The organism is Pseudomonas sp. FP2300 (assembly GCF_030687595.1).
Taxonomy (GTDB): Bacteria; Pseudomonadota; Gammaproteobacteria; order Pseudomonadales; family Pseudomonadaceae; genus Aquipseudomonas; species Aquipseudomonas bijieensis.
In genome coordinates this window covers 3,536,214-3,550,270 of the sequence record NZ_CP117440.1, presented here as the reverse complement: position 1 = coordinate 3,550,270, position 14,057 = coordinate 3,536,214, and the positions used below count along the sequence as shown (strand labels likewise).

At 59.7% G+C, this 14,057-nt stretch carries 13 protein-coding genes; 6 read left to right on the top strand and 7 right to left on the bottom strand.

What is annotated here, in order from left to right; genetic code table 11:
• Positions 1 to 5: 5 nt before the first annotated feature.
• The 3 genes from PSH86_RS15825 to PSH86_RS15815 all read left to right on the top strand — a co-directional run bounded on the left by PSH86_RS15825 (position 6) and on the right by PSH86_RS15815 (position 4,253).
• Positions 6 to 1,325, top strand: a complete 1,320-nt coding sequence (locus PSH86_RS15825; RefSeq protein ID WP_305483706.1) for an OprD family porin — start codon at positions 6 to 8, stop codon at positions 1,323 to 1,325.
• 201 nt (positions 1,326 to 1,526) lie between these two features.
• Positions 1,527 to 2,000 carry a (2Fe-2S)-binding protein gene (locus tag PSH86_RS15820; RefSeq protein WP_109754076.1) on the top strand — a complete coding sequence of 158 codons (474 nt, stop codon included), beginning with the start codon at positions 1,527 to 1,529 and terminating at the stop codon, positions 1,998 to 2,000.
• 12 nt (positions 2,001 to 2,012) lie between these two features.
• Positions 2,013 to 4,253 carry a xanthine dehydrogenase family protein molybdopterin-binding subunit gene (locus PSH86_RS15815; RefSeq protein ID WP_305483705.1) on the top strand — a complete coding sequence of 747 codons (2,241 nt, stop codon included), beginning with the start codon at positions 2,013 to 2,015 and terminating at the stop codon, positions 4,251 to 4,253.
• A 46-nt stretch (positions 4,254 to 4,299) separates the two neighbouring features.
• On the opposite strand, the gene PSH86_RS15810 is transcribed toward PSH86_RS15815, so the two are convergent.
• The 3 genes from PSH86_RS15810 to PSH86_RS15800 form a co-directional block, all read right to left on the bottom strand.
• Positions 4,300 to 5,208 carry an AraC family transcriptional regulator gene (locus PSH86_RS15810; protein WP_116832424.1) on the bottom strand — a complete coding sequence of 303 codons (909 nt, stop codon included), beginning with the start codon at positions 5,206 to 5,208 and terminating at the stop codon, positions 4,300 to 4,302.
• 245 nt (positions 5,209 to 5,453) lie between these two features.
• The gene (locus PSH86_RS15805; RefSeq protein ID WP_109754073.1) at positions 5,454 to 6,200 is read right to left on the bottom strand and encodes a YkgJ family cysteine cluster protein; all 747 of its coding nucleotides are present in this window, start codon (positions 6,198 to 6,200) and stop codon (positions 5,454 to 5,456) included.
• A 238-nt stretch (positions 6,201 to 6,438) separates the two neighbouring features.
• Complete coding sequence (locus PSH86_RS15800) at positions 6,439 to 7,512, bottom strand: alpha/beta fold hydrolase (RefSeq protein ID WP_305483704.1); 1,074 nt, start codon at positions 7,510 to 7,512, stop codon at positions 6,439 to 6,441.
• Positions 7,513 to 7,821: 309 nt separating this feature from the next.
• Here PSH86_RS15800 and PSH86_RS15795 point away from each other — a divergent pair, with 309 nt between their 5' ends.
• The gene (locus PSH86_RS15795) at positions 7,822 to 8,430 is read left to right on the top strand and encodes a hypothetical protein (RefSeq protein WP_305483703.1); all 609 of its coding nucleotides are present in this window, start codon (positions 7,822 to 7,824) and stop codon (positions 8,428 to 8,430) included.
• A gap of 128 nt (positions 8,431 to 8,558) precedes the next feature.
• Here PSH86_RS15795 and PSH86_RS30605 read toward each other — a convergent pair whose 3' ends face one another.
• Complete coding sequence (locus tag PSH86_RS30605; RefSeq protein ID WP_370873812.1) at positions 8,559 to 9,266, bottom strand: methyl-accepting chemotaxis protein; 708 nt, start codon at positions 9,264 to 9,266, stop codon at positions 8,559 to 8,561.
• 983 nt (positions 9,267 to 10,249) lie between these two features.
• Between PSH86_RS30605 and PSH86_RS15785 the strand changes: the two genes are divergently transcribed.
• Positions 10,250 to 11,398: a MalY/PatB family protein gene (locus PSH86_RS15785; RefSeq protein WP_109754069.1), complete on the top strand. Its 1,149-nt coding sequence runs from the start codon at positions 10,250 to 10,252 to the stop codon at positions 11,396 to 11,398.
• A gap of 172 nt (positions 11,399 to 11,570) precedes the next feature.
• Here the strand turns inward: PSH86_RS15785 and PSH86_RS15780 are convergent, their stop codons facing one another.
• Positions 11,571 to 11,975: a VOC family protein gene (locus PSH86_RS15780; protein ID WP_116832418.1), complete on the bottom strand. Its 405-nt coding sequence runs from the start codon at positions 11,973 to 11,975 to the stop codon at positions 11,571 to 11,573.
• Positions 11,976 to 12,160: 185 nt separating this feature from the next.
• Between PSH86_RS15780 and PSH86_RS15775 the strand changes: the two genes are divergently transcribed.
• Positions 12,161 to 13,018: an SDR family oxidoreductase gene (locus tag PSH86_RS15775; RefSeq protein ID WP_116832417.1), complete on the top strand. Its 858-nt coding sequence runs from the start codon at positions 12,161 to 12,163 to the stop codon at positions 13,016 to 13,018.
• A gap of 65 nt (positions 13,019 to 13,083) precedes the next feature.
• On the opposite strand, the gene PSH86_RS15770 is transcribed toward PSH86_RS15775, so the two are convergent.
• Both PSH86_RS15770 and PSH86_RS15765 read right to left on the bottom strand, forming a co-directional pair.
• Positions 13,084 to 13,527, bottom strand: coding sequence for a DUF421 domain-containing protein (locus tag PSH86_RS15770; RefSeq protein WP_109754066.1), 444 nt, complete (start codon positions 13,525 to 13,527; stop codon positions 13,084 to 13,086).
• 7 nt (positions 13,528 to 13,534) lie between these two features.
• Positions 13,535 to 14,053, bottom strand: a complete 519-nt coding sequence (locus tag PSH86_RS15765; protein WP_109754065.1) for a hypothetical protein — start codon at positions 14,051 to 14,053, stop codon at positions 13,535 to 13,537.
• Positions 14,054 to 14,057: the final 4 nt, after the last annotated feature.

Genomic DNA, 14,057 nt, shown 5'->3' with positions numbered 1-14,057 from the left:
TCCTGATGAAAGCCCTATTGCAAGTACTGAGTGTTTTAACCGGTGGAGTGAGTCTTGCCCTGAGTCCATTGGCGTCGGCTGACTTTATCAACGACAGTAAAGCCAACTTGAACTTGCGCAACTTCTACTTCAACAACGATAACCGTGACGGAGCCGCCGCGCCTTCGAAGACCGAAGAGTGGGGCCAGGCCTTCATGCTCAATTATCAATCCGGTTTTACCGACGGCACCGTCGGCTTCGGCCTGGACGCCATGGGCCTGCTGGGTTTGAAGCTCGACAGTGGCGCGGGCCGACATGTCGGTGGCTCGATGTTCCCCAACGACGGTGACAAGGCGGCGGATCAATGGGCCCGCCTCGGTGCGACGGCGAAGATGCGCGTCTCCAAGACCGAACTGCGCTACGGCACCTTGCAACCGAAACTGCCGATCCTGGTTTCCAACGATGGCCGCCTGCTACCGCAAACCTTCGAGGGTGGCCAGGTCACCAGCAATGACATCGACAACCTGACCTTCACCGCCGGCCAACTGGAACACGCCACTGGCCGGGCTTCCAGCGACAGCGCCGGTCTGGCCGTGGCGGGCGGCAGCCAGGAAAGCAACAAATTCACCTTCGCCGGTGGCGATTACAAACTGACCAAGGATCTGACCGCCCAGTATTACTACGCCAATCTCGAAGACTATTACCAGCAGCACTTCGCCGGTTTGCTGCATGTGTTGCCGCTGGGTGAATACGGCTCACTGAAGACCGACTTGCGTTACTTCAAGACCACCTCCGATGGCAAGAACAGCAGCGCGGCTGGTCGCGCCAGTGGTTACAAACTTGGCGGCTATACCAAGGACGGTAGCGGTGAAATCGACAACGATACCTGGAGCGCGGCGTTCATCTACTCATTGGGCGGCCACGCCATTACTGCCGGTTATCAAAGCGTTTCCGAAGACAGCAACTTTACGCAACTGAACCAAGGCGGCCTGGTGGGCAAAGGTGAAGGCGGCGCCAGTCTGTATCTCTACACCGACCGCACCATCCAGACATTCATCCAGGCCGGCGAACGCACGGCATTTGCCCAGTATGCCTATGACTTCGCAGCGCTTGGCGTTCCGGGTTTGAAGGCCTCGGTGATGTACCTCAAGGGCGACAATATCCAGACCACCAGCGGCAATGACGCCAGTGAATGGGAACGTGACATCTCCCTGGATTATGTGATTCAGAGCGGCGCATTGAAGAACGTCGGTTTCGGCTGGCGCAACGGTATGTCGCGAAGCGATATTGCCCGCGACCAGGATCAGAATCGGCTGATTGTGAGCTATAGCATTCCATTGATGTAACCGTGCAGAAGGAAGGAGCCGGCAGTACGCTCACTGCGGCTCCTTTCCTTCTACCCTTGCTGCGCTGAAACAACCGCGCGCACCTTCATGGGGCGTGGCGATTCGCATGATCAGGCAATAATCAGCCCGGATCGTGCAATCGGTCCCCAACATTGCTTTCTATAGTTAACCAGAGCCAAACCATCTGGAGCTGGTACCCCTATGAGCGCCCTCAATATCAACGGCCGTGAATACACGGTTGACGTAGACCCAAGCACCCCGATTCTTTGGACCCTGCGCGACACGCTGGGCATGACCGGCACCAAGTTCGGCTGCGGCGCGGCGCTGTGTGGTGCCTGCACCGTTCATCTGGATGGCCAGGCCATTCGCTCCTGCGTAACGCCCATCGCCGCCGCTCAAGGCAAGAAAATCACCACCATCGAAGCGGCAACCAATGGCAGCGACCCGGTCGGCACTGCCGTGCATGAGGCCTGGGTCAAGCACGACGTGGCGCAGTGCGGTTACTGCCAGAGCGGGCAGATCATGAGCGCGACGGCGTTCCTCAAGGCCCAGCCCAAGGGCAAGCAACCCACGGTCGCCGAGATCGACTCGGCCATGGCCGGCAACATCTGCCGCTGTGGCACCTACGCCCGTATCCGCGCCGCGGTGGCGGATGCCGCCAAAGCCCTTGCCTGATCGGAGTCCACCATGCTGAACGAAATTTTCCCCAATGAGCTGCCTCGCGCCCTGCAGCACAGCCTGGAGCGCGGTCAGGCCGATGGCCCCGCCACCCTTCCCCGTCGCAGCTTCCTCAAGATTGTCGGCATTGGCGGCCTGGCCCTCGGCGCTTTTCCTCACCTGGCCCTGGCCCAGGAGGCCAACGGCTCAGCCGCAACGCCGCTGAAACCGACTCAGCAGCCCTCCGCATTCGTGCAGATCGCCCCTGACGGCGTGGTGACGGTGACCCTCAACCGCCTGGAGTTCGGCCAGGGCGTACAGACCAGCCTGCCGATGATCCTCGCCGAAGAACTCGATGCCGACTGGAGCCTGGTGCGCAGTCGCAACGGCAACAGCGACGCCGCCTACCTGGATCCGAATCTAGGTATTCACCTCACTGGCGGTTCCAGTTCGATCAAGAACAGCTATACCCAATACCGCGAACTGGGCGCCCGTGCTCGCGGCATGTTGCTCGCAGCGGCAGCCGCGCGTTGGAACGTGGACGTGGCAAGCCTGAGCACCCAAGCCGGCACGGTGTTCGGCCCGGGGGGCCGTAAAGCGAGCTACGGCGAACTGGCCGAAGCCGCGATGGCAATGCCGGTGCCGGAAAAGGTCACGCTCAAGGATCCCAAGGACTTCCGAATCATCGGCCAGGCCACCACGCGCATCGATGCCAAGGCCAAGAGCAGCGGCCAGCAGGATTTCGGCATCGATATGCATCTGCCGGGGCAACTCACCGCGGTGGTGGCGCGTCCGCCAGTGTTCGGCGCCAGGATTGCCTCTTTGGACGACAGCGCGGCGCGGGCAACCAAAGGGGTAAAAGCCGTGTTTCGGGTGCCGCTGGACCGAGGCGCCGAAGGCGTTGCGGTGGTGGCGGACGGTTATTGGCAAGCGAAGCTGGCGCGCGATGCGCTGAAGCTGGAATGGGACCTGGCCAACGTCGAGAAAGTGGACAGTGAAAAACAACTGATCCAATACCGCGAGCTGGCCACTCAACCCGGGCCACGACAGTTCGACGCTGACATGACACCGCTTGCCAGCGCGCCGCATCAGTTGCAGGCCGAGTTTGTGTTCCCTTACCTCGCCCACGCGCCCATGGAACCGTTGAACTGCACCGTGCAACTTGCCCAGGGCCGTGCCCAGTTGTGGGTCGGCACGCAGTTTCCCGGCGGTGATGGCGCGGCGGCTGCACGGGTCCTGAATCTGCAACCCGAACAAGTCCAGGTCAATGTGCAGACGGCGGGCGGCGGTTTCGGCCGGCGTGGCGTGCCCACCAACGATTTCGTCGTGCTGGCTTGCGAGGTGGCCAAGGCCGCGCACGCCGCCGGGCTTGATGTACCGATCCGCACGCTCTGGAGCCGTGAGGACGATATCAAGGGCGGCTACTATCGCCCCATGCACCTGCACCGTGCGCACATCGGTTTTGACGACAGCGGCAAGGTGCTGGCCTGGGACCATGCCCTGGTCGGGCAGTCCATCGTCAGTGGCACTCCGTTCGAAGGAATGATCAAGAACGGCATCGATGCGACTGCAACAGAGGGCATGCGTAATCCTTATCCGCTGCCGATGCGCCTGACAGTCCATCACCCCAAACTCAACGTCCCCGTATTGTGGTGGCGCAGCGTGGGCTCCACTCATACGGCTTTTGTGATGGAAACGCTGATCGACGAGATCGCCCGCACCACCAAGCAGGATCCGGTTGCTTACCGGATGAAGCTGTTTGGCGACGAGAACCCGCGTCATCGCGCTGCGCTGCAACTGGCCGTGGACAAGAGCGAATACGGTAAACGTCAGCTAGCGGCGGGCCGCGCCTGGGGCGTGGCGGTCCACGAGTCGTTCAGTTCGGTGGTGGCCTACGTCGTCGAGGCCTCGGTAAAGGACGGACGTCCGGTGCTGCACAACGTGACTGCCGGCGTGCACTGCAATCTGGTCGTCAACCCACGCAGCATCGAGGCCCAGGTACAAGGCGCGGCGCTGATGGGACTGTCGATGTGCCTGCCTGGTGGCGCCGTCACCCTGAAGGATGGTGTGGTGCAGCAAAGCAATTTCGCTGACTTCAGCGTGCCGCGCATCACCGACATGCCGGAGTTTGCCGTTCACATCGTGCCTAGCGCCGAACCGCCTACGGGAATGGGCGAACCCGGCCTGCCGGCGCTGGCTCCTGCTTTTGCCAACGCCGTGGCGAGCCTGACAGGTAAACCGTTGCGTGAGTTGCCGTTCAAGTTAGCATGACAGGCGTGTGAGGCTGTCTGGTCGCAATGCCAGACAAGCCTCACGATCACAGACGAATCCGTTTGATATCCCGCTGCGGTGGTGCCCCAAACAGGCGGCTGTACTCACGACTGAACTGCGAGGCACTTTCATAGCCAACCAGCCCTCCTGCACTGCTCGCGTCGACGTTCTGGCTCAACATCAACTGCCGAGCGGCTTGTAGCCGCAATTGCTTCTGGTATTGCAACGGACTCATTCCGGTCACGGAGCGAAAATGCTGGCGAAACGTAGAAGGACTCATGTGGGCTTGTGCCGCCAGATCGTCCATGCGCAACGCCTGGCGAAAATTCAGTTTCAGCCAGGCGACCGTCTTGGCGATGTGCTGGCTGGGTGAACCGGCAGCGATCACATGCAGCAACTGCGGCGCGTGGGCACCGCTCAACAGGCGAGCGACAATCTCTTCCTTGATCAGCGGAGCCACCGTATCGAGCAGTAACGGTTCCTCCAGCAGGTCTATCAAGCGTCGCAGGGCGTGCAGCACCCCGGCATCCAGCGCCTGTACGGTAATCGGTCGAAACGCGTCGTCTCTCATGCGTTGTGACAACTGCATGCGCTCGGCTACCTGCATCACCATCGTGCTGTCGAATCGCAGCATCATGCCCAGGAATGGCTTGGCAACGCTGGCTTGGGAGACATGGGAAATGACCGGCAGATCCACACAGGTCACCATGGACTGGCCGGGCGCGTAGGTTAGTATCTCGTCCCCGATCATGGCTTGCTTGCGACCTTGCAAGGTCACGCCGATCCCCAGGCCGTAGATGCAATGCATCGGCGCGGTGATTGCTTTGCGCCGATGCAGGCTCAAGCCGGCAATGGCGGTGATCTGGTCGCCATCGCTTGGCACAAGCTGGCTGACCGAACCGGCCAGGCGACTGATGTCGCTGACAACCTGGTCGCTTTTGAAATCGCTGTGCACACTTCACTCCTTGAGAACATCGGGCTCACGACTTGTGGTGATGGCGAACACTGTTCGGCATCACCACAAGTCGTTGATCAATATGGACGCAAGTATGCTGGGTTGGCGATTCTAATCGCTTGCCTGATTGGCGTAATTTCTTGCACGATTCAACGAGCCATAACCGACACCAACCACACCAGGCCAGTTATGACAAGATGTTTCAATGAGCCAGGGATGCACAAAGTGATGGCTTGGATCGAAAACTAAAGACCCTGGAAGATGTAGCCGGTTGAACGTTGATCATCCAACGCGACACCTGCTTGCAGCAGTCGTTGGGCCAGGGCCGGCGTTTCGACCCGCACTTTCCAATCCAGGCCTTTCGGTGCCACGGGGGCGCGGTCGTAACGAATGATCGCTTCAGCCAACTGCTCTCGATCAGGCAAGTACACCGCCAATGCGTTGCCCTTCCAGGCAGCGACGTTCATGCCCATCGCTTCACACAGCGCAATCTTGGCCTGGGCATCGTCCCTGTCCGCCTGGCGGGAGCGTTCGATCTGATCAGCCAGGATCGGATCGACGACGCGGTCGGTAAACAGAACCTCGCCCGCCTCCCAGACCTCAGGAGGACAGACCTTGTCGGCTGGACGCAAGGCAATGAGCGGATTGATTTCCATCGGGTAGATTCGACAGACCAACGGCCGCTCTTCATAGATACCGCAACGCCCATCGTCACCAAGGTTGCGGCACTGCGTCAGCGCATTGCCCGCCAGTACCGCAACGACTCGAATCTGGGCATCGCCACTGGTGACAGCCACGGCCCGTTGAGCGCTGTGGGCGAATTGTCGAGGCTCTGAAGACCAAGTCGTCTCATCGAATGCCTCCAGTACGACCGCCACCTCATGTCCGCGTTGTAACCACTGTCTTGCTTCGTCCAATGTCAGTGGAATCAGCCGCCCCTTGCAGCAGATCCCGCAGCCGTTGCAGGCAAAGCGGATCGTGTCGTTTTCCATATCAAGCACTCATACACATGTTTTCGAACGCCTACAGAAGCCCCCGCCACTCGGATACACGCGTGGCAGGGCCTCAGGGCCGCGAGAGTATGTGGAGCGAAACGCCAATCCGTTTGCCGGATCCGCCGGCATAGTTGCCTGATCCAAGGTGATTCCAGGTCTCAGACAAATCGAAACCCTGCGATTTGGGCCGATGAACATCAGGAGTCGTTATTACCGTAGGATGCAGCTCCCTGGGCTAGCGCAGATGATCAGCATCAATCACAGCCTGGGCGAACGCCTGCGGCGCCTCTTGCGGCAGGTTGTGACCGATGCCGCCCTCGATCAAACGATGCTCGTATTTGCCGGTGAATCGCTTGGCATAGGCCTCGGCCGGTGGGTGCGGCGCACCGTTGGCGTCACCCTCCAGAGTGATGGTTGGTACGTTGATGGACGGAAAGGTCGCCAGTTTCTTCTCCAGCGTGTCGTATTTGGCCTCGCCCTTGACCAGGCCCAGGCGCCAGCGATAGTTGAAGATGGAGACGGCGACATGATCGGGGTTCTGCAAAGCGGCGGCGCTGCGGTCATAAGTCGCGTCATCGAAGTTCCACTTTGGTGACGCCAGTTTCCAGATCAGCTTGGCGAAGTCGTGGGTGTTCTTTTCATAGCCCAAGCGGCCACGTTCTGTCGCAAAGTAGAACTGGTACCACCACTGCAACTCGGCGGCCGGCGGCAGCGGCGCCTTGCCGGCTTCCTGGCTGCCGATCAGGTAGCCACTGACCGCCACCAGGGCTTTCACCCGTTCCGGCCACAGGGCCGCGACGATGTCGGCGGTACGGGCACCCCAGTCGTAGCCGCCGAGCACGGCCTGCTTGATGTTCAGTGCGTCCATGAAGTCGATAAGATCGCTCGCCAGCGCAGAAGGTTGGCCGTTGCGCACGGTCTTGGCCGACAGGAAGCGTGTGTCGCCGTAGCCGCGGGCATAGGGGATCAGCACGCGATAGCCCTTCTCGGCCAAAGCCGGAGCGACATCGGCGTAGCTGTGAATGTCATAGGGCCAACCGTGCAGCAGGATGACCACCGGCCCATCGGCAGGACCGACCTCGGCATAGGAAACGTCCAGCAGGCCAGCCTTGACGTGTTTCAACGGGCCGAAAGATGTGTGGCTGCCCGGCGTGATGGTGCCGATGGTGCTGGCCGGTACGTCGGCAGCGCTGGCCTGTGACGAGGCAAGTCCCAAGGTACCCAATTGCATCATGGCGAGTACCAGGATGGAGGGCGCGAGCAGGCGGCGGCGTGGTGCAGAAGTGTGGTGCGTCAGAGTCGTGTCCATGGCGGATTTCCTTGCGAACGGCGGGTGAGCCCGTGAGACCGCTTATGCTGTCTCGATGGGTCCATTTGACGCCGGCGAGGTATCCCGGATGTGTCATCGATGCGCTTAAAAGAAACAGTCCGTATCTGTGCGTGCGGTGGATACACAGAGATACATTGACTGATGGGTATCACGTGCCCACAAGGGCTTAACCCACGAGTATCTGCGACGTAGTCATCGCCAAAATCGGAAAACTCACATCCGTAGCATCCTTGCCAACTGATATCATTACGCCTTCACTCATGTAGCCGATATCTAACAAGGATTTTCATGTCCACCGATAAAAACCAGTTTGACGACTGGCTGAAGAAAAATCTCGTTCGTGACCTCGTATTCCGGGCGTTGGTCTGGTTGATCATTTCGGGAATCGCGACCTATTTTGCGATCCATACGCTAAATATTCAGCCGTTGGATTACCTGGACAGAATGGGTAACTCCCTGGGCCGGTTGGTGAACAGCGTGGGCAGTGCGTCGATCTTGCTCTGCGTGCCGGCACTTATGTTCAAGGATCTGGAGGCCAGCATAAAAAATCCCAAGCTTAAGGCCTTCATGGGGCGAGGCTTTGCAGGCGTAATCCGCCGACTGGCGGGCGATCTTTCATTGTGGACATTGGGCGCCGTAATAACCTTGTCGTCTTCCTTCCTCATGGTCGCCACGATAGTGGAGGTCAAGCGCTCCGATTACCTTCCGTTGGGGTTATTCTCGATAACTGCCCTCATGATGATTACCGGGGTGGGAGCTATCAACTTTTTCGTCAGGCGCAGTGCACCTACACCGTTGACGACAATCACGAACAATCCGATCTTGATTTCCCTCGTCTATGGGCTTGCCACAGCTCTGCTCGCTTTTATCGTGCTGAAGCAACTCCAATTCATATAGTCCCTCATAATCAGGGATGTCTTCGCGCGCTGAGCTCACACGCAGCGCGCACATTTAGAGGCATCAACGCAAAACATCTGAAATTTTTCATGACGCTTTTCCATCCCATACCTGGATTTATAAGCTTTTCAGACCGCCCCGCCCTTCCTGTGAAACGCCTCCCCCAACAGCGCCAACCGCTGCACCATTGGCGGCAGGCTTTGACTGCTTCGGGTCAGGATGCCAATGTTGTCGGCGTTGCGCTCAGCCACGGTCTGCACGCTTTGCAAGCGCTCATTGATACCCATCGACGCCTTGGATTGTTCCTGGGTGGTGCTGGCGATGAGGTCGTTGAAGTGGTTGATCACGGCAATGTCTTCCACCACGGCGTGCAGCAATTGCGAGGCCAATTGGCTGGCGGACACGCAGCGCTCCACCCCGTCGCGGCTGTCTTGCATGGCGACAGCGGCCTGGCGGCTGCCCTGCTGTAGCTTGGCAATGATCTGCTGGATCTCCGTGGTGGATGTCGAGGTCTTTTGGGACAGGGTCCGGACTTCGTCGGCCACCACCGCGAAACCACGGCCCTGCTCGCCGGCCCGAGCGGCCTCGATGGCGGCGTTGAGGGCCAGCAGGTTGGTTTGTTCGGCGATTCCATTGATTACATCGAGCACCTGGGCGATCTGCTGTGCCTGTTCAGCCAGGACTTGCACGGTGTCGTTGGTCAGGTTGATGCGACCGGCCAGCTCGACGATCTCTTCTCGGGTCTGATCAACCGTGCTGCGCCCGCGATTGACCTGCTCGTTGGCCTGGCCGGCGCGCTGCAAGGTCTGGTCGACATGGCCGGCAATGTTCTCCATGGCCTGGACCAGATGGCTGATCGCACTGCTCATCTGTGCCACTTCATCGAGCTGGTGGCGGGCGCCGGTTTCCAGGGTCTGGCCGACCTGGGACAGGTCCTGGCCCAGGTCCGAGAGGTTTCGGGTGTCGCGTACTACGCCGTCCACCAGTTGGGTAACCTGCTGGAGGAAATGATCGAAACGCTCGCTCGAAGAGACCTTGACGCCCTCGCTGTGCTGCCTGCCAGCGTCGTTGCTCAATTGCGCAGCCGCCACCAGAACCTTGTCGAGCACATCCTGGTTTTCCGTGGCGTCGGCCAGGCTCTGGTTCGCCAGGTAAATCAGGATCACACTTTCCACCACCACGTAGAACGCGTGGAGAAAGATCATCGACCAGCCAGCGTGGGTATCCATCACAAACACCGGATAACCCTGGTGTTGGAGCCAGTGAAAACCGAGGTGATGAACCGCAATGGTGGCAGCGGCAACGACAATCGGCAGCCAGTCACGGTAGAACGTCAACACGGCCAGCAGCACGAAGATCCCGAAGTGGAATTCGATCACGCCCCGGGTCTGGTTGATGTGCAATGCCGCCATGACCATCAACGCCACCGCGATGATGCAACGCATGGCCCGAGTGCCCGCCAGGACACGGTAAAGCGCGGTGCTCGCCACGCAGGTAGTCGCCCCGACCAGCAGCGCCTGGGTAAACGTCGAGTGCAGGTATGCCAGGCTCAGGGAATACAACAACGTGAGCCAAAGCAGCCCCAACATGATGCGATCGGCTTTACGGTGGTGATCGTTAAAGCGCACGGGCGATGTCATGGGGTCGTCCTTTTCAAAGACTCGGAGGGTCCGTTACCAATGCCGTTCACGTCTTGGCGGCGTTTCGAGATGGAACTTTAACTAATTACCATTAATTAGTGGCACTACGCCACCAAGCTTTTCTCATGGGTCTTTGCTTTATGATGTTCGCCATCCCATGACTGACTGATGGAACCCCCATGACTTTCGATTTCGACACGGTATTGGAGCGCCACGGCACCGGTAGCACCAAATGGAGCCGCTACCCGGCCGATGTGTTGCCAATGTGGGTCGCCGATATGGACTTCCCTGCCCCACCGGTGATCATCGACGCGCTCCACAAGCGCCTTGAACATCCGATGCTGGGCTACAGCGTGGCCCAGGACAATCTGCGTGCCGCCGTCGTGGCTGACCTGTGGAGCAAGTACGCGTGGCGCGTCGAGCCCCAGCAGATCGTGTTCCTGCCGGGTGTCGAACCGGGTTTCAACATGGCGCTGCATGCCTTGGTAGAACCCCAGCAGAATGTCGTGGTGCAGGTGCCCAACTATCCACCGCTGCGCAACGCCCCGGGTCACTGGCAGTTGAACAAAGTGGAATTGCCATTCAACCCGGTCAACGGTGAATTCCAGACGCCATTGGCCGCGTTGCGCGAAGCGTTGCAAGGCGGCGGCGCCCTGTTGCTGAGCAACCCTCACAACCCGCTGGGCAAGGTGTTTGACCGCGAAGAACTCAAGGCGGTGGCTGATATTTGTCTGGAGCAGGACGCCTGGATCATCTCCGATGAAATCCATGCCGAGCTGTGTTTCGACGGCCGCGTGCATATTCCCACCGCGTCCCTCAGTGCGGAAATTGCCGAGCGCACCATCACCCTGATGTCCGCCAGCAAGGCCTTCAACATCGCCGGGTTGAAGACCTCGTTCGCCATTATCCAGGACGCCAAGGTGCGCGAACGGGTCAACAGTGCCCGGGCCGGCATGGTCGACAGCGTCAATGCCCTGGGCCTCGAAGCGACCCGTGCGGCCTATAGCGAAGCCGGCCCATGGCTCGAAGCCTTGAAAACGTATCTGCAAGCCAACCGTGATTACCTGGTCGAGGCGGTGCACACTCGCCTGCCGGGCGTCACCATGACCGTGCCCCAGGGCACTTACCTGGCCTGGCTGGATTGCTCCGGGTTGGGGCTGGATGACCCGCATGGATTCTTCCTCAAAGAAGCCAAGGTCGGGCTGAGCGCCGGGCTGGATTTTGGCGATGATGCCGGTCAGTTCGTGCGCTTGAACTTCGGCTGTCCACGGGCGTTGCTGGAAGAAGGCATCGCGCGGATGGAGCGCAGCCTGAAAGCCAGGGGCTGATCCGCCCTGTGGCGAGGGGATTTATCCCCGCTGGGATGCGAAGCGGCCCTAAAAACAGATCACTCGTTGTATCAGATTAACTTCGTGTGCTGTTTATTGGGGCTGCTTCGCAGCCCAACGGGGATAAATCCCCTCGCCACACTCGCCACAATAGTCATCTGCCACGATCGCTTTATTCATGCATATCCGGCGCATGGACAAAGCACAGCTTGTTCCCTTCCGGATCGCGGCAATACGCCCCGAAATAGCCTTCGCAATACTGCGGCCTCGGGCCGGGTGGGCCTTCGTCGAAGCCGCCCATGGCAAGCGCCTGCTCCCACGCGGCGCGAACGGTTTGTGGGGAGTCGGCGGCGAAGCTCACTTGCATGCCATTGCCCCAGGTGGCGGGCAGCCCATTGAAAGGCAGCTGGACGAAAACCTGCGGCCAATGCTTGCCGGGCCGCCGCCAACCCTCCCCCGGTGGGCCCGAGTCGTTTTCGCCCTCGATGCGCTCCAGCCCAAGGCAGCCGAGGACCGCGTCGTAAAAAGCGACCATTTTCGGCAGATCGCGCGCACCGATCTGTATGTGGCTGAACATTGCCTTGCTCCTTATCGAAACCGTACCGACATTGGAGAATACAGCATCGTCCGATGTTCGCCGGTGTCCGCTACTCAACGACGAAACGCCCGTCATCACGCTCATCGACTGGCAAGAAAATCCGACCGAACTCTGCCCGAAACCCCATAGTCCACCCTCCATTGCAACCAGCCTGGAGAATGACAATGGTCGACTACCCTTTCCCGCCTTTCCCGAAACAAAGCCAGCCGGTGCCCGGCAGCCAGCGGAAAATGGAACCCTACCCGGACTGCGGCGAACAGAGCTACACCGGCTCCGCAAGACTGGCGAACAAAATCGCCCTGATCACTGGCGCCGACAGCGGCATCGGTCGCGCCGTGGCCATTGCCTTCGCCCGTGAAGGCGCGGATGTGGCGATTGCCTACCTGGACGAGCATGAAGACGCCAAGGAAACCGCGCGCTGGGTCGAGCAGGCCGGGCGTCAATGCCTATTGCTGCCGGGTGACCTGGCCAACAAAGACCAGTGCCGCAAAATCGTCGATGAAACCGTCGCCCGCTTCGGGCGCATCGACGTCCTGGTCAACAATGCCGCCTTTCAAATGACTCATGAAAGCCTCGAGGAAATATCCGACGAAGAATGGGTGCGCACCTTCGATATCAACATCACGGCGATGTTCAGGATCTGCCAGGCCGCCTTGCCACACATGAAGCCCGGCAGCTCGATCATCAACACCAGCTCGGTCAACTCCGACATGCCCAAGCCGACGCTGCTGGCCTATGCCACCACCAAGGGCGCCATTGCCAACTTCACCGGCGGCCTGGCGCAAATGCTCGGCCCCAAAGGCATTCGCGTGAACAGCGTGGCGCCAGGGCCGATCTGGACGCCATTGATCGTGGCGACCATGCCTGAGGAGGAGGTTCAGAATTTCGGTTCTCAAACGCCGCTTGGCCGCCCGGGCCAACCGGTTGAAGTGGCGCCGATCTATGTGCTGCTGGCCTCGGACGAAGCCAGCTACATTTCCGGAGCCCGCTATGGGATTACCGGGGGCAAGCCGATCCTCTGATCGAGGAAACCGAGGCAGATTTTGTGACGAGGGGATAAATCCCCTCGCCACAGTCAACTTCGGGGCTACTCCTTGGCAATCACCGAAATCTTCCCATTGCGCTCGATGATCGCAAACTTGATCTGCTCCAGCGTTTCGATGCCCTGGCTCGAACGTGCGGCCTCCATGATGTCCTCTTCCACTAATCGGGCATGGCGCATGCGGCCCTGCAGTATCCGACCGTTCTCGACAATGATGGTCGGACCGCCGTCGATCAATCGTGAAACCCGTTTGGAACGCTGCTTGAGCAACGACAATCCGACGTCGATGGCAATCAAGGTGACGATCACCATCAGCGCGTTGGTCAACGAAAAATCGTCTCCCAGCAGCGCCTGTTGGGTGGCCTCGCCGATGATCATCAACAATACGAAGTCGAAAGTGGTGAGGTCCGCCAGGGAGCGACGCCCGGCGATCTTGAACAACACCAGCAACGCCATATATATCGCGGCGGCCCGCAGTACCGAGTCCATAGGTCACCTAAGGGAAAATGAATTGATCGAAACCGAGCGAGGTGCCACCGGGCATGGACAGGCGGCCGTGATAAATCCCCAGACCCTGACCGAGCAATGAGAGATACAGGCTGGCCTGCCCTTGGGCATCCGCCTGGACCCAAAGCCGCATGCCTTGACCGGCACTTGCAGAGCGCATAGGCAGAGGTTGCAACGTTTGCACCTCAAAACCTTGCAGCCATGCGCCGCCCAATTCAACTTCCAGCACTGCGTTGGGTTGGCCCTTCATATGAATGATCATCGGATTGCTGGAGCCGTTGCGATGGAACATCTCGTACTCGACACCGAGACTGCCATCGCCGCTTCGTAGATCGCGCGAACTCAAGGGGCCGCGGGAGAACAAGCCAAGTAGCGTCATGATCACCAACGCCACCAGGACATACCAGCCCACCCGTTCGAAACGCCAAACCTTGAGTTGGTAATCCATATCCTCTCGCACTGGATACACGCGGCTGTGAAAGTCCTCTGGTTCAATGTGCCGGGGCATGGTG

What these genes read in the sequence shown, in the direction of transcription:
- PSH86_RS15765 (WP_109754065.1), bottom strand. Translation starts at nt 14,053, where the DNA reads ATGCCCCGGCACATTGAACCAGAGGACTTTCACAGCCGCGTGTATCCA.
- PSH86_RS15795 (WP_305483703.1), top strand. Translation starts at nt 7,822, where the DNA reads ATGTCCACCGATAAAAACCAGTTTGACGACTGGCTGAAGAAAAATCTC.
- PSH86_RS15770 (WP_109754066.1), bottom strand. Translation starts at nt 13,527, where the DNA reads ATGGACTCGGTACTGCGGGCCGCCGCGATATATATGGCGTTGCTGGTG.
- PSH86_RS15805 (WP_109754073.1), bottom strand. Translation starts at nt 6,200, where the DNA reads ATGGAAAACGACACGATCCGCTTTGCCTGCAACGGCTGCGGGATCTGC.
- PSH86_RS15815 (WP_305483705.1), top strand. Translation starts at nt 2,013, where the DNA reads ATGCTGAACGAAATTTTCCCCAATGAGCTGCCTCGCGCCCTGCAGCAC.
- PSH86_RS15800 (WP_305483704.1), bottom strand. Translation starts at nt 7,512, where the DNA reads ATGGACACGACTCTGACGCACCACACTTCTGCACCACGCCGCCGCCTG.
- PSH86_RS15780 (WP_116832418.1), bottom strand. Translation starts at nt 11,975, where the DNA reads ATGTTCAGCCACATACAGATCGGTGCGCGCGATCTGCCGAAAATGGTC.
- PSH86_RS15785 (WP_109754069.1), top strand. Translation starts at nt 10,250, where the DNA reads ATGACTTTCGATTTCGACACGGTATTGGAGCGCCACGGCACCGGTAGC.
- PSH86_RS15825 (WP_305483706.1), top strand. Translation starts at nt 6, where the DNA reads ATGAAAGCCCTATTGCAAGTACTGAGTGTTTTAACCGGTGGAGTGAGT.
- PSH86_RS30605 (WP_370873812.1), bottom strand. Translation starts at nt 9,266, where the DNA reads ATGGAGAACATTGCCGGCCATGTCGACCAGACCTTGCAGCGCGCCGGC.
- PSH86_RS15775 (WP_116832417.1), top strand. Translation starts at nt 12,161, where the DNA reads ATGGTCGACTACCCTTTCCCGCCTTTCCCGAAACAAAGCCAGCCGGTG.
- PSH86_RS15820 (WP_109754076.1), top strand. Translation starts at nt 1,527, where the DNA reads ATGAGCGCCCTCAATATCAACGGCCGTGAATACACGGTTGACGTAGAC.